The 21,275-nt window shown below is 64.0% G+C and carries 19 protein-coding genes and 1 pseudogene; 13 read left to right on the top strand and 7 right to left on the bottom strand.

The features are described from left to right. Window positions 1-34 precede the first annotated feature (34 nt). From arsB to CW360_RS14940, 4 genes are all read left to right on the top strand, one after another. Window positions 35-1,114 (top strand): ACR3 family arsenite efflux transporter, encoded by a 1,080-nt coding sequence (gene arsB / locus CW360_RS14955; protein WP_101194262.1) that lies wholly within the window; start codon window positions 35-37, stop codon window positions 1,112-1,114. Window positions 1,115-1,125: 11 nt separating this feature from the next. Next, a complete protein-coding gene (locus CW360_RS14950) occupies window positions 1,126-2,130 on the top strand; it encodes a permease (RefSeq protein ID WP_101194261.1) in 1,005 nt (334 codons plus the stop codon). Between the two features lie 18 nt (window positions 2,131-2,148). Beyond that, window positions 2,149-2,385: a thioredoxin family protein gene (locus tag CW360_RS14945; protein ID WP_101194260.1), complete on the top strand. Its 237-nt coding sequence runs from the start codon at window positions 2,149-2,151 to the stop codon at window positions 2,383-2,385. Window positions 2,386-2,447: 62 nt separating this feature from the next. Continuing rightward, window positions 2,448-2,915, top strand: coding sequence for a hypothetical protein (locus CW360_RS14940; protein WP_093986048.1), 468 nt, complete (start codon window positions 2,448-2,450; stop codon window positions 2,913-2,915). A gap of 4 nt (window positions 2,916-2,919) precedes the next feature. On the opposite strand, the gene CW360_RS14935 is transcribed toward CW360_RS14940, so the two are convergent. Beyond that, window positions 2,920-4,089 carry a nucleotide sugar dehydrogenase gene (locus CW360_RS14935; protein ID WP_101194259.1) on the bottom strand — a complete coding sequence of 390 codons (1,170 nt, stop codon included), beginning with the start codon at window positions 4,087-4,089 and terminating at the stop codon, window positions 2,920-2,922. Between the two features lie 260 nt (window positions 4,090-4,349). On the opposite strand from CW360_RS14935, the gene CW360_RS14930 reads away from it, so the two are divergent. From CW360_RS14930 to CW360_RS14910, 5 genes are all read left to right on the top strand, one after another. Beyond that, entirely contained in the window at window positions 4,350-5,759 is a 1,410-nt protein-coding gene (locus CW360_RS14930) for a circularly permuted type 2 ATP-grasp protein (RefSeq protein ID WP_101194258.1), read from the top strand. A 2-nt stretch (window positions 5,760-5,761) separates the two neighbouring features. Continuing rightward, window positions 5,762-6,703 (top strand): alpha-E domain-containing protein, encoded by a 942-nt coding sequence (locus CW360_RS14925; protein WP_093985867.1) that lies wholly within the window; start codon window positions 5,762-5,764, stop codon window positions 6,701-6,703. Continuing rightward, window positions 6,700-7,497, top strand: a complete 798-nt coding sequence (locus tag CW360_RS14920) for a transglutaminase family protein (RefSeq protein WP_093985866.1) — start codon at window positions 6,700-6,702, stop codon at window positions 7,495-7,497. The genes CW360_RS14925 and CW360_RS14920 overlap by 4 nt, the downstream gene beginning before the upstream one ends. Before the next feature lie 43 nt (window positions 7,498-7,540). After that, window positions 7,541-8,275 (top strand): proteasome-type protease, encoded by a 735-nt coding sequence (locus tag CW360_RS14915; protein WP_101194257.1) that lies wholly within the window; start codon window positions 7,541-7,543, stop codon window positions 8,273-8,275. A gap of 143 nt (window positions 8,276-8,418) precedes the next feature. Continuing rightward, window positions 8,419-9,741, top strand: coding sequence for a sensor domain-containing diguanylate cyclase (locus CW360_RS14910; protein WP_101194256.1), 1,323 nt, complete (start codon window positions 8,419-8,421; stop codon window positions 9,739-9,741). Here the strand turns inward: CW360_RS14910 and cysD are convergent. Genes cysD through CW360_RS14895 form a run of 3 tightly spaced genes read right to left on the bottom strand, consistent with a single transcriptional unit; the run spans window position 9,738 to window position 12,939 of the window. Further along, window positions 9,738-10,676: a sulfate adenylyltransferase subunit CysD gene (gene cysD, locus CW360_RS14905; RefSeq protein WP_101194255.1), complete on the bottom strand. Its 939-nt coding sequence runs from the start codon at window positions 10,674-10,676 to the stop codon at window positions 9,738-9,740. The two genes, CW360_RS14910 and cysD, sit on opposite strands and share 4 nt — an antisense overlap. A 4-nt stretch (window positions 10,677-10,680) precedes the next feature. Next, the gene (locus tag CW360_RS14900) at window positions 10,681-11,490 is read right to left on the bottom strand and encodes a DUF6671 family protein (RefSeq protein ID WP_101194254.1); all 810 of its coding nucleotides are present in this window, start codon (window positions 11,488-11,490) and stop codon (window positions 10,681-10,683) included. 9 nt (window positions 11,491-11,499) lie between these two features. Beyond that, window positions 11,500-12,939 carry an NADP-dependent isocitrate dehydrogenase gene (locus CW360_RS14895; RefSeq protein ID WP_101194253.1) on the bottom strand — a complete coding sequence of 480 codons (1,440 nt, stop codon included), beginning with the start codon at window positions 12,937-12,939 and terminating at the stop codon, window positions 11,500-11,502. Between the two features lie 97 nt (window positions 12,940-13,036). Between CW360_RS14895 and CW360_RS14890 the strand changes: the two genes are divergently transcribed. Both CW360_RS14890 and CW360_RS14885 read left to right on the top strand, forming a co-directional pair. Further along, on the top strand, window positions 13,037-13,969 hold the full coding sequence (locus CW360_RS14890; protein WP_101194252.1) for a LysR family transcriptional regulator: 933 nt from the start codon (window positions 13,037-13,039) through the stop codon (window positions 13,967-13,969). A 71-nt stretch (window positions 13,970-14,040) separates the two neighbouring features. Continuing rightward, entirely contained in the window at window positions 14,041-14,340 is a 300-nt protein-coding gene (locus CW360_RS14885) for a DUF7352 domain-containing protein (protein ID WP_101194251.1), read from the top strand. Between the two features lie 84 nt (window positions 14,341-14,424). On the opposite strand, the gene CW360_RS14880 is transcribed toward CW360_RS14885, so the two are convergent. Further along, window positions 14,425-15,621, bottom strand: a complete 1,197-nt coding sequence (locus CW360_RS14880) for an osmoprotectant NAGGN system M42 family peptidase (protein WP_101194250.1) — start codon at window positions 15,619-15,621, stop codon at window positions 14,425-14,427. Window positions 15,622-15,629: 8 nt separating this feature from the next. Continuing rightward, window positions 15,630-17,270 (bottom strand): annotated as a pseudogene (gene ngg / locus CW360_RS14875) (N-acetylglutaminylglutamine synthetase); the annotation flags it as partial. A gap of 13 nt (window positions 17,271-17,283) precedes the next feature. Between ngg and CW360_RS14870 the strand changes: the two are divergent. Then, window positions 17,284-18,888, top strand: coding sequence for an SNIPE associated domain-containing protein (locus CW360_RS14870; RefSeq protein WP_245874733.1), 1,605 nt, complete (start codon window positions 17,284-17,286; stop codon window positions 18,886-18,888). Between the two features lie 182 nt (window positions 18,889-19,070). Here CW360_RS14870 and CW360_RS14865 read toward each other — a convergent pair whose 3' ends face one another. Next, window positions 19,071-19,967 (bottom strand): LysR family transcriptional regulator, encoded by an 897-nt coding sequence (locus CW360_RS14865; protein ID WP_101194248.1) that lies wholly within the window; start codon window positions 19,965-19,967, stop codon window positions 19,071-19,073. Between the two features lie 99 nt (window positions 19,968-20,066). Between CW360_RS14865 and CW360_RS14860 the strand changes: the two genes are divergently transcribed. Further along, complete coding sequence (locus CW360_RS14860; RefSeq protein ID WP_101194247.1) at window positions 20,067-21,275, top strand: MFS transporter; 1,209 nt, start codon at window positions 20,067-20,069, stop codon at window positions 21,273-21,275.

Here is a 21,275-nt window from a genome sequence, read left to right as displayed (position 1 = left end):
GAGCCATTGGTAAGCCGAGGATGGGCAGCAAACGATGACATCTGCATGTGAAGTCGCGACAAAACAGGCCTCTGGCGCACCGCTCGGCTTTTTCGAGCGCTACCTGACGCTGTGGGTGTTCCTGTGCATCGTCGCCGGCACCCTGCTCGGCCTGCTGGTGCCCGAGGCCGCCCAGGCCATCGGCGCGCTGGAGGTGGCGCAGGTCAACCTGCCGGTCGGCCTGCTGATCTGGGTGATGATCATCCCCATGCTGATGAAGATCGACTTCGCCGCGCTGCATGAGGTCCGCCAGCAGAAGGCCGGCATGGGCGTCACCCTGCTGGTCAACTGGGCGATCAAGCCCTTTTCCATGGCGCTGATCGGCTGGCTGTTCATCAAGGTGCTGTTCGCCGACTGGCTGCCGGCCGACGAGCTGGACAGTTACATGGCCGGGCTGATCCTGCTGGGCGCCGCGCCCTGCACGGCGATGGTGTTCGTGTGGAGCAACCTGTGCAACGGCAACGCCAACTTCACCCTCACCCAGGTCGCGCTGAATGACCTGATCATGGTGTTCGCCTTCGCGCCCATCGTCGCCCTGCTGCTGGGTGTCTCGTCGATCCCGGTGCCCTGGGACACCCTACTGCTCTCGGTGCTGATGTACATCGTCATCCCGCTGGCCATCGCCCAGTTCCTCCGCGCGCAGTTGCTCAAGCGCGGTGCAGAGGCGTTCCAGGCCGCGCTGGCGAAGATTTCGCCCTTCTCCATCCTGGCCCTGCTGGCCACCCTGGTGCTGCTGTTTTCCTTCCAGGGCGAAGCCATCGTCGAACAGCCGCTGGTGATCGGCCTGCTTGCCGTGCCGATCCTGCTGCAGACCCTGTTCATCGCCGCGCTCGGCTACTGGCTGTGCCGCCGCCTGCGGGTACGTCACGACGTAGCCGGGCCGGCCAGCATGATCGGCGCCTCGAACTTCTTCGAACTGGCGGTGGCCGTGGCCATCGTGCTCTACGGTTTCGACTCCGGCGCCGCGCTGGCTACGGTGGTCGGCGTGCTGATCGAGGTGCCGGTAATGCTCTGGCTGGTGCGCAGGGTCAATCGCAGCCGTGCCTGGTACGAACGCGCCCTGCCGCGCCCGTGAGGAGCTGAACCATGGATAGCTTCGCCTGGCTGAACGACCAGCTGCTGCGCATGAACTGGCTGTCCGATCTGGTGCGCCTGCTGATCGAAAAGGTCTTCGGCCTGGACATGGCCAGCCGCCTGGGCGGTAGCCTGCATTTCTTCATCTACGACGTGATCAAGATCTTCATCCTGCTCTCGGTGCTGATCTTCGTCATCTCCTGGGTGCAGAGTTACTTCCCGCCCGAGCGCACCCGGCGCATTCTCGGCGGCATGCGCGGCTTCAGGGCCAACCTCACCGGTGCGCTGCTCGGCACGGTCACGCCGTTCTGCTCCTGCTCGTCAATTCCGCTGTTCATCGGCTTCACCAGTTCCGGGCTGCCGCTGGCGGTGACCTTTTCGTTCCTGATCTCCTCGCCACTGGTCGACCTGGCCTCGATGATCCTGCTGGCCAGCATCTTCAACTGGTCGATAGCCCTGGCCTACGTGGTGCTCGGCATCGCGCTGGCAGTCATTGGCGGCAGCCTGATCGGCCGGGCGCGCATGGAGCGCTACGTCGAAGCCTTCGTGACCCAGCACCGGGCGCTCGACCTGCCCGCGGAACAGCTGACCCTGGCGGATCGCCTGCGCTATGCGCGCCAGCAGGTCGCGGAGATCATCCAGCGGGTGTGGCTGTACATCCTGATCGGCGTGGGTATCGGCGCCGCCATCCACAACTGGATTCCCGCCGAGCTGATCAGCGCCCTGATCGGCCAGAACAACTGGTGGTCGGTACCGCTGGCGACATTGGTCGGGGTGCCAATGTACGCCGATATTTTCGGCACCCTGCCGATTGCCGAAGCCCTGGTGGCCAAGGGCGTCGGCCTGGGCACGGTGCTGGCGTTCATGATGGCGGTAACCGCGCTATCGCTACCAGCGCTGATCATGCTGAAAAAGGTGGTGAAGCCCCCCCTGCTTACCCTGTTCTTCACCATCGTGGTGGTCGGCATCACGTTGATCGGCTATCTGTTCAACCATTTCGCCTACCTTTTGCTTTAGGCAGACAAGGAGCCTCCCATGCACATCAAGATCCTCGGCCCAGGTTGCAAGAAATGCCAACTGCTCCTGGAGAATACCCAGCAAGCCCTAGCCACCCTGGGCATGGATGCCTCCATCGAAAAAGTCAGCGACTATGCCGCCATCGCCGCCCTGGGTGTCATGAGCACACCCGCGCTGGTCATCAATGAGCGCGTCGTCGCCAGCGGCCGCGTTCTCGACAGTCAGGAAATCGCCCACCTGCTGCAGCAGGCCTGAAAGACTTACCCCTGCCAGGCGACCATGCGATGATGGCCGCCCCACTCACCTGGAACGCCATCATGCCTACCAGCCAAGCTCTGCTCGACGATCCTCACTGGCAACAACACTGTGAGGCTGCCGCCCTTGACCCCGAGCGCCGCCTGGCCGCACGCCTGGCCGTGCTACAGAACAGTCACAGCCTGGAAGCCACCCTGTATCGCCCGGACCACGAAGACCCTGATGCCGAGGAAAACGACCTGGGCGAGGCCTGCGTGGAACTGCGCGGGGTCTTCGAGCCACCGCAGGACTGGGATGCCGCCGAGCGCGAGGAGTACTACGACGGCGAAGACCCGCAGACCTTCTTCAGCGCCCGCGTGGAATGCCAGGCACGCCCTGGCAGCACGGATTTCTTCCAGCCGGAACCCGGTGACCTGCTGGCCGTCACCGAGGCCGACGGCCGCGTGCAGATGTACTACCTCTACGAAAGCTTCGAGGATGACGACGGCTGGCAGTGCGTACTGATCCGCGAGGACGAAGTGCTCGCCTGAGCCGTCAATCCACACCGAACAGGTCGCGGCTGTAGACCTTCTCCGCGACATCGGCCAGGGCCGGATCGCGGCGATTGCAGAGAATCAGCTCGGCGCGCGCCTTGAACTGGGCCAGCTCTGCGCAATGGCTGGCCCAGGGCAACTCCCCTTCGCCCAGGCCAGGCTGGTAGACCAGCACCTCGACCCCCTGCGCCTGCAACAGGCGCAGCACGTCGACGATGCTTGATTCACGGTAATTGGCCGAGCCCTGCTTCATCGCCAACTGGTAGGCACCCACCACCCGGGGCTGGCGGCGCAGAATATCCTCGACCAGCCACTGCTTGCGCTCGGCATTGGCCTCGACCACCGCCGCGATCAGGCTATGCGGCAGCCCGGCAAAATCGGCCAGCAACTGGCGGGTATCCTTGGGCAGGCAATAGCCCCCGTAGCCAAAGGACGGGTTGTTGTAGTGCCGGCCGATGCGCGGATCGGCGCATACCCCCTCGACCAGCTGGCGGGCATCCAGGCCACGCCCCAGGGCAAAACTGTCCAGCTCATTGAAGAACGCCACGCGCATCGCCAGGTAGCTGTTGGCAAACAGCTTGATGGCCTCGGCCTCGTCGCTGCCGCACACCTGCACAGGCGCATCACGCCGCTCGGCAGCCTCCAGCAGCAACTCGGCAAACGGCCGGGCCAGGTGCGGGTCACCACCGACCACGATGCGCGAGGGAGCCAGGCAGTCCTGCAGGGCCTGCCCTTCACGGAGAAACTCCGGACTGAACAGGAGCCGGGCGGTCTCGCCCAGCTGCCCACGCAACCGCCGGCAGTAGCCGATCGGCACCGTGGACTTGACCACCAGGCAGGCGTCCGGGCAATAGCGCTGCGCAGCGGCGGCCACCGTCTCGACGGAGCGCGTGTCGAAGCAGCCGCGCACGGCATCGAAGTCCGTGGGCGTGGCAATCAGCACATAGTCCGCGCCGGCATACGCTTCGGCGGGATCAAGGGTGGCACTCAGCGCCAGGCATTGCTCGTCCAGCCAGCGCTGCACCAGCTGATCATCAATCGGCGAGCGGCGCTGGTTGATGCAGGCCACCTTGTCGGCCTGCACCTCCAGTACCACCACCTGATGCTGGCGCGCCAGCATCAGCGCATTGGCCATGCCGACATAGCCGGCCCCAACAACCACGAATTTCATTGTCCTGCTCTCCCGTCCTTGATGAACAACCGCTCGAACAGCCGCACAGCGCGTTGTTGCCGGGTATAGCGCGACAAAGTGACAGGCAAAGGACGGCCCCCACCTCAACCTGGTGCCTGCCCGGCCGGCTGCGCGCCTCGCCGCCCTGCTTTGGTGCGCGCAATGGCCAACCACCCCGCGAAGGCCTGATTTCACGGTTCTACACTTCTGGCACGCCGCTTGCGATGCACAGGATGCCCGCCGCGCAAGGAGAGGTATCCATGGCCCGCGAGTTCTATGACGAGATGTACGACGGCAGCGGCAACTGCCGCAGCCATTACCGCGAGTTTGCCCGCTGGCTGGCCACGACACCCGCCGAGCAACTGGCACGTCGGCGCCAGGAGGCTGATCTGCTGTTCCACCGCGCCGGCATCACCTTCACCCTGTATGGCGACGAACAGGGTACCGAGCGTCTGATCCCCTTCGACACCATCCCGCGCAGCATCCCGGCGCGCGAGTGGAAGACCATCGAGCAGGGCTGCATCCAGCGCGTGAAGGCGCTGAACCTGTTCCTCGCCGACCTCTACCACGAGCAACGCATCCTCAAGGCCGGGATCATCCCCGCCGAACAGGTGCTGGCCAACGACCAGTACCAGCTGGCCATGCAGGGCCTGGACCTGCACCGTGACCTGTATGCACACATCGCCGGGGTCGACCTGGTACGCGACGGCGACGGCACTTACTACGTGCTGGAAGACAACCTGCGCACACCCAGTGGCGTCAGCTACATGCTCGAAGACCGCAAGATGATGATGCGGCTGTTCCCCGAACTGTTCGCCGCGCAGCGCATCGCGCCCATCGACCACTACCCCAGCCTGCTGCTGGCTACGCTGAAGAGCGCCAGCGCGGTGGACGATCCCTGCGTGGTGGTGCTGACTCCCGGTCACTTCAACAGTGCCTACTTCGAGCATGCCTTCCTCGCCCGCGAGATGGGCGTGGAGCTGGTCGAGGGGGCTGACCTGTTCGTGCGCGATGAGCAGGTATTCATGCGCACCACCGCCGGCCCGCGGCGGGTCGACGTGATCTACCGCCGGCTGGACGATGCCTTCCTCGATCCACTGGCCTTCAACCCCGACTCCATGCTCGGCGTACCCGGGCTGCTCTCGGCCTACCGTGCCGGGCGGGTGGTGCTGGCCAACGCCATCGGCACCGGAGTGGCCGACGACAAGTCGATCTACCCCTACGTGCCGGAGATGATCCGCTTCTACCTGGACGAGGCGCCGATCCTCGCCAACGTGCCGACCTGGCAATGCCGCAAGCCGGCTGAACTGTCCCATGTGCTGGCCCATCTGCCCGAACTGGTAGTCAAGGAGACCCAGGGCTCCGGCGGCTACGGCATGCTGGTCGGGCCGACCGCCAGTCGGGCCGAGATCGAGGCTTTCCGCGAACGCCTCAAGGCCAACCCGGCAGCCTATATCGCCCAGCCTACCCTGAGCCTGTCGACCTGCCCGACCTTCGTCGAGCAGGGCGTCGCCTCACGCCATATCGATCTGCGCCCCTTCGTGCTGTCCGGTCGGGAAACCCGCCTGGTGCCTGGCGGCCTGACCCGCGTGGCGCTGCGCGAAGGCTCGCTGGTGGTCAACTCGTCGCAGGGCGGCGGCACCAAGGACACCTGGGTGGTGGAGGACTGAACATGCTGTCGAGAACCGCTGCCGCACTCTATTGGATGTCGCGCTACCTGGAACGCGCCGAGAACCTCGCGCGCATGCTCGACGTGAGCTATTCGCTGTCGCTGATGCCGCAGGACGGCAGCGGCGACGGCCTCGACGAGCTGGCCATGCCGCTGCAGATCACCGGCACCCTGGAGGACTACCGCAACCGCCATGGCGCACTGGATGCCGAGCGCCTGCTGCACTTCTTCGCCCTCGATGGCGACAACCCCGGCTCGATCTTCAGCTGCCTGCGCGCCGCGCGCAGCAATGCCCACGTGGTGCGCGGGCGGATCAGCGCCGACATGTGGGAGAACATCAACGCCACCTGGCTGGAAATGCGCGAGATCGCCTCGCAAGGCCTGGGCGGCTACGGCATCAGTGCCTTTTGCGAGTGGGTCAAGCAACGCTCACATCTCTATCGCGGTGCCGCCTTCGGTACCAGCCTGCGCAACGATGCCTTCCGCTTCATCCGCCTGGGCACCTACATCGAACGCGCCGACAACAGCCTGCGCCTGCTCGATTCGCGCTATGAAATGCTCGGCGAGCAGGCCGAAGAAGGCTCGGCGCGCGACTACTACCAATGGAGCGCGCTGCTGCGCGCCCTCTCGGTATTCGAGGCGTTCAGCGAGATTTACCGTGGCGCGCCGGACAAGCGCCAGGTCGCCGAACTGTTGATCCTGCGCGAGGACGTACCGCGCTCGCTGCGCGCCTGCCTGGGTGAAGCCGCGCTGATCCTTGCCAGCCTGCCTGGCGAAAACGGCCGTCCGGCGCAACGCATGGCCGCCGAACTGGAAGCGCGCCTGCGCTACACCGGCATCGAGGAAATCCTCGCCACCGGCCTGCACGCCTGGCTATCCGAATGCATCCTGCACATCAATCACCTGGCCGGCGCCATCCACAGCGCCTATCTGGAGGCCGCATGAAACTCGCCATCCGTCATGACACCACCTATCGCTACGATGACCAGGTGCGCGCCAGCATCCAGTACCTGCGCCTGACCCCGCAGGAAAGCCAGCGCCAACACGTACTCGACTGGCATCTCGAATTACCGCGCCCGGTACCGGCGCAGCGTGATCCCTATGGCAACATCCTGCATGTACTGAGCCTCGATGAGCCACATGACTCGCTACTGATCAGTGCGCATGGCCAGGTTGAAATCGACACCACGCGCGACTGCGAGCAGGACAGCCTGTCGCCACTGCCGTTCCTGCGTTTCACCCGGCTAACCCAGGCTGACGAGGCCTTGCGCCAGTTCGCCCGGCGCTATTGCGGCGCACACCGTGACCGCGCGGCCCTCAGCGAGCTGATGTTCGGCCTGGCCGATGCCATGCCCTACAGCCCAGGAAGCACCCGCGTCGACAGTACCGCCGCGGAAGCCTTCGCGGTCGGCGCCGGGGTCTGCCAGGATCACAGCCATGCCTTCCTGGCCTGCGCACGCAGCCTGGGCGTGGCCGCACGCTATGTATCCGGCTACCTGTTCAGCGATGACAGCGCCCACCTGGCCAGCCACGCCTGGGCAGAAGCCTGGATCGATGGCGCCTGGTACAGCTTCGACGTGACAAATGGTCTGACACGTGCTGAACGTCACCTCAAGCTCGCCGTGGGACTGGACTATCTGGACGCCTGCCCGGTACGCGGCATGCGCCGTGGCGGTAGTGGCGAACAGATGCATGCACGTGTCCAGGTCAGCCAACAACGGGTGCAAGCCCAGCAATGATGCGCCAGACTGGCTACCCGCAAGCCCTGCAGAGTGCTCCGCCATGACGTACTGCGTTGCCATGAACCTGGCCGATGGCCTGGTGTTCGTTTCCGACTCGCGCACCAATGCCGGTGTGGATCACATCGCCACCTTCCGCAAGCTGCACCTGTTCGGCGTCCCCGGCGAACGGCTGATCGTGCTGCAAAGCGCAGGTAATCTGGCCACCTCGCAATCGGTGGTCAGCCTGCTGCGCCAACGCTGGGGCAGCGAGCAGGCCAACCTGCACAACGCTGCCACCCTGTTCGATGCCGCCGGATTGGTCGGCGCCACGCTACGCGAGGTGCTGCAGCGCGACCAGGGTGCCACGCTGTGCCAGGGCCTCGACCTGGGTTGCTCGTTCCTTGTCGGGGGGCAGATCGGCAACGAAACGCCCCGTCTGTTCAACCTCTACCCACAGGGAAATTTCATTGAATCGTCGCTGGACACCCCGTATTTCCAGATTGGCGAGAGCAAGTACGGCAAGCCCATCCTTGATCGAGCGCTGCACCATGCCACGCCCCTGGAACAGGCACTACGCTGCGCGCTGATCAGTTTCGACTCGACCATTCGCAGCAATCTGTCGGTGGGCATGCCGCTGGACGTGCTGGTCTATCGACGCGACAGCCTGGCCGTACCCCAGGGCTTTCGTATCCACGACGGAGACCCCTACTTCGAACGTATCCGCGCCCAGTGGGGGGGCGGCCTGCGGCAACTGCTTGGTGAACTACCGGATGTACCAGGCCAGTACTGGGACTAGTCCATAGCGTTTGGCTGGGTGAGCCTGGCGCACACACATTTGTCATCATCCAGCCGGCTAACTATCCTGTCAGCGCAGTCTGTCACCCAGGCCTGTCACGCAGTTTCCTGCACGCCGCAGCAATAATCCGGTAACTCGCCATCATGAAGAGCGGCGCTTTCATACTCGACAACACGGTCATGGACCTCCTGCTGGATACCATTTGCGTGGTAGACGCGCATGGTCGCTTCATGGCGCTGAGTGCAGCCTGCGAACAGCTGCTCGGCTATCGTGCCGACGAGCTGATAGGCCGCACGATGATCGAGCTGGTGCTGGAGGAAGATCGTCCGCGTACCCTGCAAGCGGCGCGCGAGATCATGGCCGGCGCCCCGCTGCCCTGCTTTGAGAATCGCTATGTGCGCAAGGACGGGCAAATCGTCCACGTCATGTGGTCGGCCCGCTGGTCCGAAGAGCATCAAGTACGCATCGCCGTTGCCCGCGACATCACCGCCCGCAAACGCAGCGAGGAACGCCAGGCCGCTACCTTCGCCCTGTCCGAAGCGGCGCATTTTGCCGAAAACCTGCCCGACCTCCTGCAACGCGTCAGAGAGATCATCCACGGCCTGCTGCCTGACAGCGAGCTACATGTTGCCCTGCCGGACAACGACAGCGGCTTGTTGCAGCTGGCCCTGCCCTGCGCCACGCCCGCCGAGGCGAGCCAGTTGCTGGCCGACGCTCAACAGCTGCTGGCTGGCCAGCCCCCGCCTGCTCATGCCAGCCACCGGCTAGCCATACCGCTGCAGGGCAGCTCCGGCAACCTCGGCGTACTGCTCCTGCAGGGACAGCGCAGCACGCTAAGCTACCAGGCCGTCGACCGGCAGTTGCTGCACTACCTGGCAACCCAGCTGGTTGCCTTCATCGAGCGGCAACAGATGCTCACCCGCCTGCAACTCATGGCGCAGTTCGATCCCCTCACCGGCCTGCCCAATCGCGCCCTGCTGTTCGACCGCCTGCACACTGCGCTGGAGCGTGCCCGACGCGAAAGGCACCTGTTAGGGCTGCTGTTCATCGACCTGGACAACTTCAAGCAGATCAATGACAGCCTCGGCCACAAGGCCGGCGACCTGCTGTTACAGCAAGTGGCCCAGCGCCTGCAGGGGTGCATGCGCCAGTCCGATACCGTAGCGCGCCTGGCCGGTGACGAGTTCGTAGTGCTGCTGGAAGACCTTGGCAGTGCCAGCCATGCCCTGCGCGCCGCCGAGAAGATCCGCCTGGCACTCAACGCCCCCTTCACCCTGGAGCAGCTCCCACAGCAGGTGTTGCCCAGCATCGGCGGTGCGCTCTATCCGCTGCATGCACAGGAGGCCACGCAGCTTCTCCAGCAAGCCGATACGGCCATGTACGCCGCCAAGCGTGCCGGTGGCAATCGCATTCAGCTGGCCAGCGCGCACGGGGCCATGCCAGGTCAAGACGGGCTGCCCGGCTAGAAGTAGCCCTCGATCTTTTTCTTTTCCATCGAGCCGTCCTGATCATGGTCGATGATCCGCCCCTGGCGTTCCGAGGTGCGGGTCAGCAGCATTTCCTGAATGATCTGCGGCACATCGGTGGCGGTGGATTCCACGGCGCCGGTCAGCGGGTAGCAGCCGAGGGTGCGGAAGCGCACCCAGCGTTTGCGCATGCCGGCGCGCTGGGCGGCGCTCAGGTGCGGCACGATGCGTTCGTCATCGATGCAGATCAGCGTGCCCTCATGCTCCACCACCGGCCGCTCGGCGGCGCGGTAGAGGTCGACGATCTCGATGTTCTCGAGATGGATGTACTGCCAGATATCCAGCTCGGTCCAGTTCGACAGGGGGAACACGCGCAGGCTTTCCCCCGGCTGCACGCGGGTGTTGTACAGCTGCCAGAGTTCCGGGCGTTGCTGCTTGGGGTCCCAGCGGTAGCGGTTGTCGCGGAACGAGCAGACGCGCTCCTTGGCCCGCGACTTCTCCTCATCGCGGCGGGCGCCACCGAAGCAGGCATCGAAACCGTACTGGTCCAGCGCCTGCTTGAGCGCTTCGGTCTTCATCACATCGGTGTACTTGGCCGAGCCCACCGAGAAGGGCGTGATGTTCAGCCGTGCGCCATCCGGGTTGATGTGCACGCGCATGTCCAGCTTGAGCTTTTCCGCCAGGCGGTCACGGAACACGGCCATTTCGCCGAACTCCCAGCCGGTGTCCACATGCAGCAATGGGAACGGCACCGGCCCCGGGAAGAACGCCTTGCGGGCCAGGTGCAGCAGCACGGTGGAGTCCTTGCCGATTGAGTAGAACAGGCAAGGGTTGCGCATCACCGCCACCACCTCGCGCAGGATGTGGATGGACTCGGCCTCCAGGGCGCGCAGGTGGGTCAGGCGGTCGGGATGGATCATCGGGTTGGCTGTCATGGCTTCAGGGATTGCAGCTGGGGCAGTGGACGGGGTCGGCCCGTTCGGGCCGCTGACGGGTTGCGCTGTGACCACAGGCCGGGCACAGCCAGTGCTCGCGGACGGCCTGCGTGGTCGGCGTGGCGCAGGCCCGGCAGGGCAGGCCATGTTCCAGATGGTCGATGCCGTAGCCCGGTGCCTGGCAGGCCGGGCAGTACTGGCTCAGGCGGTCGGCCAGGCGTTGTGCGGCGCGGCGAATGACCGCCTGGCGGCGTGGGTTGAGGTGGGCACGCATGTCCGTCTCGATCCACACGCTGGCTTGCGTGGCCAGCACTTCGCGCAGCAGTCCCTCGAACGTCTCACCGTGCTGCAGGCCCTTGCGAAACCAGGGGTCGCCGGGGCGGCCGAGAATCAATCCGTGCTCGGGGAAGCCGGCGGCGCGAGCGAAAGCCTGGCCCTCCTCCAGGCTGCCCACCTCGCGGTGCGCGTAGTTGGTGTCGCTGGAACCCTGGCTGGCATACACCGCATAGCCGCGTTCATGGTCCCACCAGCAGAGCAGTTCGCTGTTCCAGGCCAGCATGCCCAGGTAAGGGTCGCGGCCAAAGCTGCCTTCGCTGCCCAGACCATAGCGGCTCCCAGTATGCTCGGCGGCCAGCCGCGCCTTGGCCAGTGCCGTTTCGTGGGCGCTGCCCAGGCGCTCCACCTCGCGGCTGAAGGTGCCGAAGCGGTCGGTGTCCAGGCTGTCGAGGGTTTCCACCCGGAAGCAGCAGCCGGCCAGGGCCTCTTCCACCAGCGGTGCCTTGTGGTGGCAGGTGAGAAAGCTCAGGCGTTTCATGGGGTCTCCTCAGCCGTGCACGGCGGCGTAACCGGGTTCGCCATCGAAGGTGTAGAGGTTCTCGGTCTTGATCGGCTCGAAGCCGGCCAGGTTCAGGCGGGTCTGCAGAGCGAGCAGCTCGGCGAAGTCCACCGCCTGTCCGGCCGGCGCCAGGAAGCGGCAGCGCCAGTGATCGACACAGGTGGTTTCGGCAAAGCCGTTGGGCCACACCTTGACCCCGCGGTTAGTGATCACCGACAGCGGCAGGCCGTGAGCCCCCAGGCGCTGCAGGCGAACGCCCAGTTCGGCGGCCGGCAGGGCGCGCTGATGGAGGAACACATCGACGCCGACCAGTTGCTTGTGCGCCGGCGGGCGCTCGGGCAGCGGCCGCTGGGGCAGACGGCTGTCGGCCGGGTAGTCCACCGCGCGCAGCATCTCAGGCCGCTGACCGAGGCGGGCGATCACCGCATCGGCGAACTCGCGGGTCCCCAGCTTTTTCCGGCTGTGGGCCTGGTCGAAGATGTCGTAGGTGTGCAGCCCCTCCTCGAGGGTGCGCAGCCAGGCGTTCTGCACTCGGCTGGCCACCTCACCCTGGCCGATGTGCAGCAGCATCTGCACGGCGCCCTGCAGCAGGCCGGAGGGGTTGGCCAGATTCTGTCCGGCGCGCCGCGGCGCCGAGCCGTGGATGGCCTCGAACATGGCGCACTGCTCGCCGATGTTGGCCGAGCCGGCCATGCCGACGCTGCCGGCGATCTGCGCGGCCACGTCGGAGAGGATGTCGCCGTAGAGGTTGGGCATCACCACCACGTCGAACTGCTCCGGGGTGTCGGCCAGCTTGGCTGCACCGATGTCGACGATCCAGGTTTCCTGTTCGAGGTCCGGGTATTCGCGGCCGATTTCCTCGAACACCTGATGGAACAGGCCGTCGGTGAATTTCATGATGTTGTCTTTGACGAAGCAGCTGACCTTGCGCCGGCCCTGCTGGCGGGCGTAGTCGAAGGCGTAGCGGACGATGCGCTCGCAGCCGGGGCGGCTGATCAGCTTGAGGCACTGGAACACCTCGTCGGTCTGGCGGTGCTCGATACCGGCGTAGAGGTCCTCCTCGTTCTCGCGCACGATCACCAGGTCCATGGTCGGGTGCCTGGTCTGCACGAAGGGCGCGTAGGCCACGCAGGGGCGGACGTTGGCGTAGAGGCCGAGCGCCTTGCGGGTGGTCACGTTGAGGCTCTTGTAGCCGCCACCCTGCGGGGTGGTGATCGGCGCCTTGAGGAAGACCTTGGTACGGCGCAGGGATTCCCAGGCTTCGGGAGCGATGCCGGCCAGCTCGCCGCGCTTGTACACGGCTTCGCCGACTTCGATCACCTCCGGCGCAATGGCGGCGCCGGCGGCATCGAGGATGCGCAGGGTGGCTTCCATGATTTCCGGGCCGATGCCGTCGCCGTAGGCCACGGCGATGGGAGTCTTGTGCATGATGCGCCTCGTCAGTCAGGGGATTCGAGGCTATTCTGGCCAGCAAGATTGATTGTTAATAATCGAATTTAATCAGCTAAAGCATTGCCTAAAGACGATGGATAAATCCCGCTTCCACACCCGCCAGACCACCTTCCGCCAGCTGGAAATCTTCCGCGAGGTGGCCGAGCGACTCAGCGTCACCGAGGCCGCCCACGCCCTGCACCTGGCCCAGCCGTCGGTATCGACCCAGCTCGGCAAGCTGGAGCAGGCGCTGGGGCTAAGTCTGTTCGAGCAGATCGGCAAGCGCCTGCACCTGACCGATGCCGGCCGTGAGGTGCTGCAGGGAACCCGCGAGCTGTTCGATGCTCTGGACCGTCTGGAAATGCGTCTGGGCCAGTTGCGCGGGCTGACCGCCGGCCAGCTGCGGCTGGGCGTGGTGACCACGGCCAAGTATCTGGTGCCGCGCCTGCTCGGGCCGTTCTGCCGCAGCTACCCGCAGGTCGAGGTGCAGTTCAACATCGCCAACCGCTCCGAGGTGATCCGCCGTCTGCAGGACAATCTCGATGACCTCTATGTGTTCAGCCAGCCGCCGCAGCACCTGGATATCGTCGCCACGCCGCTGGCCGACAATCCGCTGGTGGTGATCGCTCCGGCCGCCCACCGCCTGGCCGGCAAACGACTGCGCTGGGAGGATCTGGCCGAGGAACCGTTCATCAGCCGGGAAACCGGTTCGGGCACCCGCCGGGCCATCGAAGAGCACTTTGCCCGCTTTGGCTGGAGCCTGCGGCCGCGCATGACCATCGAAAGCAACGAGGCGATCAAGGAGTCGGTGGCCGCCGGGCTGGGTATTGCCATCGTATCGCGGCATACCTTGGTGCATACCGCGCCGGGTAATCTGGTGGAACTGGAGGTGGAGCAGTTCCCCATCCCCAACCGCTGGTATCTGGTGCGCTGGCGGGGCAAGGCGCTGTCGCCGGTGGCCGCGGCCTTCAGTGAGTTCGTCTGTGAAGGTGATTCATTGCTGATCAGCAATTCAACCAGCACATAAAATCCATTGTTCTACGCCTGTCGGATTTCCCTAGTCTGTGCCTGTCCCCTACCCGTACGGAGCGCCAGACGATGAAAACCGTTCACAAGCACATCCTTCCTACCGATGCCTCGCCCGTGCAACTGCGCCTGCCACAAGGCTGGCGCCTACTCAAGGCGGAGTATGTGCTGGTCACCAAGCAGGTGTGCTGCTGGGTGGAAGTCCCCACCGACCCGCAACGCGCGCAGGAGCACCTGGAACTGCGCCTGTTCCGCAGTGGCGATGGCATTCCCGCTGATTACCACTACGTCGATACCGCCGTGGATGCCCTGGCCCCCGAAGCCTGGCACCTCTACAGCCGGCCGAGTCGCGCACCCCGGGTCGCCGCCTAAAGCGTTGCAGACGGCCGGACCGGTCTTGCTCCGCGTCGTGACAGGCAGGCGCGACGCGGAGCCAACCGGACAATCGCCCCGTTGTCAGGCCGTCGGCTCATCGCCGCCAACCTCCAGCAGGCTGCCCAGCGTGGGCAACTGGGTTTCACAAGCCATTTGCGTATCGCATTCGATCTGGCGGCTGAAGCGTTGCAGGGAATGGTTTTGCGCCGGCTGGGCATCACTGGCAAATACCGGCGGGCTCATCAGGTAGGCGCTGAGCAGTTGCGTCAGCCCCAGCAGACTGTCGATGTGGGTGCGCTCGTAGCCATGGGTGGCATCGCAGCCAAAGGCCAGCAGCGCCGTGCGGATATCATGCCCTGCGGCAATCGCCGACTGGGCATCGCTGTGGTAGTAGCGAAACAGGTCGCGATGCACCGGAATAGCCTGCTCCGCGGCCAGCCGCAACAGATGCCGGGTCAGGTGATAGTCATAGGGGCCGCCCGAATCCTGCATGGCCACGCTGACGCAATGCTCGCTGGACTGCTGGCCCGGGGCAACCGGAGCAATGTCGATGCCGACAAATTCACTGACATCCCAGGGCAAGGCAGCCGCGGCACCGGAGCCAATTTCCTCGGTAATGGTGAACAGCGGATGGCAGTCGATCTCGGGAGTCAGTCCTGATTCGACAATCTGCTTGAGCGCACAGAGCAGCGCGGCAACCCCTGCCTTGTCGTCCAGATGGCGCGAACTGATATGCCCACTTTCGCTGAACTCCGGTAACGGATCGAACGCGACGAAATCACCGATCGAGACCCCCAGCGCCTCGGCAGCAGCGCGATTGCTGCAGTCGGCATCCAGACGTAGCTCGACATTGTCCCAACTGATCGGCAGTTCATCGATGGCCGTATTGAAGGCGTGCCCGGAAGCCAGCAGAGGCAACACGCTGCCACGCAGCACGCCGTGGTCGGTAAACAGACTGACCCGGCTGCCCTCGGCAAAGCGACTGGACCAGCAACCGATCATGGCCAGGGCCAGACGGCCGCTATCCTTGATCTCGCGCACACTGGCGCCAATCGTATCCAGGTGCGCCGAGACGGCCCGATCCGGGCTCGACAGGCGCCCCTTGAGTGTGGCGCGAATGGTGCCACGACGCGTGAGTTCATAGGGGATGCCGAGTTCGTCAAGACGCTCGGCCACATAACGCACCAGCGTATCGGTGAAACCGGTGGGACTGGGAATGGCGAGCATTTCCAGCAGGACGCGACGCAGGTAGTCCAGGTCAGGTGCAGGCAAGCGCATGGTGGCTCCTAGCCCTGTGGGCAACTGAGGGGAAACAGAAGATCGATGAAGCGTTCGGCCGTCGGCTGTGGCTCATGGTTGGCCAGCCCGACCCGCTCGTTGGCTTCGATCAGCACGTAAGCCGGCCGGTCTGCCGACTCGACCAGCAGATCCAGGCCGACGACCGGAATCTCCAACGCCCGCGCAGCACGGACTGCCGCCTCGGACAGCTGTGGATGCAGGCGCGCAGTGACATCTTCCAGCGTGCCGCCGGTATGCAAGTTGGCTGTCTTGCGTACCGCCAGGCGCGTACCGGCCGGCAGGATGCTGTCGAGGGCATAGCCGGCATCACGCAGGGTGCGCAGGGTTTCCTCGTCCAGCGGAATTCGACTCTCCCCGGCCGTAGCGGCAGCACGGCGGCGGCTCTGGGCTTCGATCAGTTGCTCGATACGGTGCAGACCGTCGCCTACCACCATGGCCGGATGTCGGATAGCTGCAGCAACCACCTCATAGCCGATGACCACGATGCGCAGATCATGGCCGGGGTGATAGCTCTCCAGCAGCACACGAGCATCGAACTGTCGGGCACGCATAATCGCCCGCTCCAAGGCCTCGGCATCCCGCAGGTCCACGGCCACGCCCTGGCCCTGCTCGCCATTGACCGGCTTGACCACAACCCGCCCATGCCGCGCCAGGAACTCGGCATTGGCCGGCGCGCCTGCGGCCAACTGCTGGGCGGGCTGGCTAAGACCGGCCTGGGCCCAGGCTCGATGGGTCAACTGCTTATCGGCGCAGAGCGTCATGCTCACCGCACTGGTCAGGTCTGACAGCGATTCCCGACAGCGTATCCACCGCCCCCCGTGGCTCAGCGTGAACAGCCCCCCCGGCGCATCATCGACCTGCACCTCGATACCCCGGCGTTGCGCCTCGTCGACGATGATCCGCGCATAGGGATTCAGCGCAGCATCCGGACCAGGGCCGAGGAACAGGGCCTGGTTAATGCCGTTGCGGCGCTTGATGGCAAACGTTTGCAGAGGCCGGAAACCCAGCTTGCGGTAAAGCGCCTTGGCTTGCTGGTTGTCATGCAGCACCGACAGATCCAGATAACTCAAACCGCGACTCATGCCATGCTCAACCAGGTGGCGCACCAGCGCCTCGCCCACCCCCGGACACGGACAGTCGGCGGCGACCGCCAGGCACCACAGGCTGCTACCGCCCTCCGGGTCATCAAACGCCTTGCGATGATTGAGCCCCATGACGCTGCCGATTACTGCGCCGCGGGCATCCTCCGCCAACCAGTAACTGGGCCCGCCCTGCTCTCGGGGAGTAAGTTGTTCAACATCCACCGGCAGCATGCCGCGTTGTACATAGAGGCAATTGACAGCAGACCAGTCGCTGCTCGTCTGTACGGGACGAATACTGAAGCCGCGAAAGCGTCGGCGAGCCGGGCGGTAATCACTGAACCACAGGCGCAGGGTATCCGAGGGATCAAGAAACAGTTGCTGCGGCGCATAGGCCAGCACCTGCTGGGGCGCTGCCACATAGAGCGCGATATCGCGCTGGCCAGGTTGCTCACCCAGTAAATCCGTGGCCAGCGCCTCAGCCCGTGGATAGGTGTGGCCAATCAGCAAGCGCCCCCAGCCACAATGAATACGCTGCGGCTCGCAAGGTTGGTTGCCAGCCTTGGCATGGTGCGCCTGGATCTATTTCGTTGTCCAGAGTGCCAAACACCAGAAAGCCAGAGCAACGCTGCTACTAGAGCGCAGCCAGCTGCAGGAAAGAATCAAGCAGCTCGGTGAGTTGACTGAAGCGCAGCGACGTGAAATCCAGGCGTTGCTTGATGAGGCTCGGGTAGCTGCTCAGCGTTATGTCGATCAAGGCAACAGGCTGGCGACTCTCCAGGCGCAGTTGGAGCGCTACCAGGCTCTTGCCGATGTGGAGGCTGAGGTTGCCCGGCTGGATGAAGAAATCAAATCGCAGAAAGACTCGATGCTCAAGACCACTCGGCAGCGCCTGGAGCAGGCGGAGGCGCGCCTATCAGCTGCATTGCTTGAGGCTGAGCGCATTGTCAGCTCTGCGCATGCAAAAGCCGAAGAGATTGCCGGTGAGGCCTATGGTGCTGTCGGGCGTTTGAAGGAGCTGACGGAGGCGGCTGCCGCGATCAAGAACAAGATCGAAGGCTACGGCGATTCGTACATCATCCCGACCTACCACCTGCTGGATGATCTGGCGGAGGAGATCGGCTACACCGAGGCTGGTCAGAAGCTTAAAGATGCCCGCGAGCTTTCCAAGATCATGGTCAAGAATGGGCAGGCCGCTGTTTGTGACTATGCCGAGGCAAACCGGCGTTCGACGGCGATCCGATTTGTCACGGATGCCTTCAATGGCAAGGTGGACTCGATTCTCTCCCGGGCCAAATCGGACAACCACGGCATGCTTGAGAAAGAGATCAGGGACTCGTTCGCCCTGGTTAACGTCAACGGCGCTTCATTCCGCAATGCCAGGGTCACTGAAGCCTACCTGCAGGCCCGCTTGGAGGAGTTGCGTTGGGCTGCCACTGCCCAGGCGATTCGCGAACAGGAGCGTGAGGAGCAGCGCCGGCTGCGTGAGCAGATTCGCGAAGAGGAGAAGGCCCGTCGCGAGTACGAGCGCGCCATCAAAGAAGCGGCCAAGGAAGAGCAGAACCTGCGCAAAGCCATGGAAAAGGTCGAGGCTCAGGTGGCTGCAGCTTCCGAGGCACAGCGGGCAGAGTTTGAAGCCAAGTTGGCTGCACTGCAGGAACAGTTGCGCCAGGCCGAGGAGAAGAACCAGCGTGCGTTGTCGATGGCCCAGCAAACCCGCACCGGCCACGTCTATGTCATCTCTAACATCGGCTCATTCGGCGAGGACGTGTTCAAAATCGGTATGACCCGGCGTCTGGAGCCTGCTGACCGCATTCGCGAGCTGGGTGATGCCAGCGTGCCCTTTGAATTTGACGTGCACGCCATGATCTTCAGCGAGGACGCCCCGAGTCTGGAGAAACAGCTACATCGCCACTTCCTGCGTCAGCAGGTGAACAAGGTCAATCCGCGCAAAGAGTTCTTCCGCCTGGGAATTACCGACATTAGGCAGGAGCTTGAGGAGCTGGGCGTGCAGACACAGTGGACCATGACCGCTCAGGCGCGCGAGTACCGCGAGACGCTACAGATTGAGCAGCAGATCCGTGAAAACCCGGTCGTTGCTGCGGAATGGACACGCCACCAGATGGAGTACGAAGAAGTGGCGGATGAGGAAGTAGTGATTGATTGATTCCTCCTCGTTCAATCGGAAGCTGGCTGACGTAGCCGATCATCGCAACAGACATCGGCCCCAAACAGTCTCTCGGATGTCTCGGGGCGATTCACACTGATCAGAACATGTAACCTGATCGCTTTTGATCCATTCAGTTTTATAAATGTCGGCAGCGGCTCAAGTCAGCTGTTACCAAGTGTCTACTTAATTTTTCCCCTAAGTCGCTCGCTGAGGAAGTCAAGGAAGCAAGTAATTCGCGAGGCTAAGGGGCTGTTGCGGTAGTAAACTGCATTGATCGGCTGACGCACCTCGACCCGCTGCTCGGCTAGCACCTCGACCAGATCGCCGCGAGTGCGATCGGCCTCAGTCATGAAGTCAGATAAGCAAACCAGACCCTGCCCGGCTAATGCCAACGCCCGATGGGTGTCACCGCTTGAAGCGCGCAGAGTCGGAGTAATCTTCCAATGATCACTCTGGTCGTGACGCAGCGGCCATTCATTAAGGCTCTCCGGCTCGGTAAAGCCGATCAGGCTGTGTCCCTCCAGTGCTTCGACTGAGACCGGAATGCCGTGGCGCTCAAGGTAGGCAGGGCTTGCCAGCACGCGCCGGCGACTGGCGCACAACGGCCGCGCATGCAGGCTGGAGTCGGCCAGGGTACCTATACGAATCGCCAGGTCGGTACGTCGCTCAAGAAGGTCGATAAAGCGGTCGTCGCTGTTCAACTCCAGCTCGATCTGTGGGTACTGCGCGCGAAAATCGCCGATCAGCGGCACTATCACATGCAGCATGAAGGGCGATGCGGTGTTCACTCGCAGGCGCCCTGCCGGCACCTGCCGGCGCAGCGCCATCTGCTCTTCGGCCTCTTCCACACTGGCCAGAATTCGACGCGCTTGGGTGAGGAACACCTGACCCTCTTCGGTCAGCTCTAGACGTCGCGTGGTTCGGCGCAGCAGGGTCACTGCGAGTTTTCCTTCCAGACGACCGAGTGCGCGGCTTACTCCCGATGCGGTCTGCTGCAGCTGCTCGGCTGCGGCGCTGATCGAGCCAGTGTCGACCACGCTGACGAAAGCAAGCATCTCTTCCAGGCTGATTTTCATTGTTGATCTTCAGTCAAAAGTCTTTGCCGGTTTTGCTGGTTTTTCCGCATTAGTCTGCCGCGGATACTGAGCGCCTTCAATCTTCTGTGGAGTCATCCCATGCCTATTGCTCTCTTGGCGCTTACCCTAAGCGCCTTTGCCATCGGCACGACTGAGTTCGTGATCGTTGGCCTGATCCCCACCGTCGCTACCGACCTCGGCGTCGACATCCCTGCCGCTGGCCTATTGGTCAGTCTCTATGCATTGGGCGTTGCCGTGGGCGCGCCGCTGCTCACCGCGCTGACCGGCAAGGTTCCGCGAAAGGCTCTGCTACTGGGCCTGATGCTGCTGTTCACGGCCGGCAACCTGCTGGCCTGGCAGGCGCCAGGGTATGAGTCGCTCATCATCGCGCGCATCGTTACCGGCGTTGCGCATGGGGTGTTCTTCTCAATCGGTTCGACCATCGCCACCAGCCTGGTGCCTAAAGAAAAAGCCGCCAGCGCGATTGCCATCATGTTCACCGGGCTGACCGTGGCTCTAGTCACCGGCGTGCCGCTGGGAACCTTTATCGGCCAGCACTTCGGCTGGCGCGAGACCTTCCTGGCGGTGTCGGCGCTGGGCGTGATCGCCTTTATCGGTAGCCTGCTGTTTGTGCCGCGAAAAATCCAGCATACCCCTCCGGCCTCGCTGCTGACCCAGCTTGCGGTGCTAAAGCAGCCGCGCCTGCTGCTGGTATATGCGATGACGGCGCTGGGTTATGGCGGCACCTTCACTGCGTTTACCTTCCTCGCCCCCATCCTGCAGGACATCAGTGGTTTTAGCGCAGGCGCCGTCAGCCTGGTGCTGCTTGTCTACGGCTTGTCGGTGGCGGTAGGCAATATCTGGGGTGGCAAGCTGGCCGATCAGCGCGGGCCAATCGGCGCACTGAAACTGATCTTCACGCTGCTCGCCGGCGTGTTGTTATTGCTCAGCTTCACTGCCAGTAACTCTTGGCTGGCACTGGGCACCGTGTTGCTTTGGGGTGCAGTGGCCTTCGGCAACGTGCCGGGCCTGCAGCTATACGTGGTGCGCCAGGCCGAACACTTCAGCCCGCAAGCTGTGGATGTAGCCTCGGGCTTGAACATCGCTGCCTTCAACCTCGGTATCGCCGGCGGCGCCTGGCTGGGTGGGCATATCGTCGCCGACATCGGACTGATCCACACCGCATGGATTGGTGCCTTGGTAGTACTGGGTGCGCTGATCCTCACCTTCTGGAGTGGTCGCCTGGATCGCCTCAACCCGACGACCGCCAACCCCAGCGCCAACAGTGGTCTGACGGTCGGCCACTGA

Source organism: Pseudomonas fluvialis (assembly GCF_002835605.1).
GTDB lineage: Bacteria > Pseudomonadota > Gammaproteobacteria > Pseudomonadales > Pseudomonadaceae > Aquipseudomonas > Aquipseudomonas fluvialis.
Note: the sequence above shows the minus strand (reverse complement) of the source record. Positions and strands in the feature narration are given on the sequence as shown.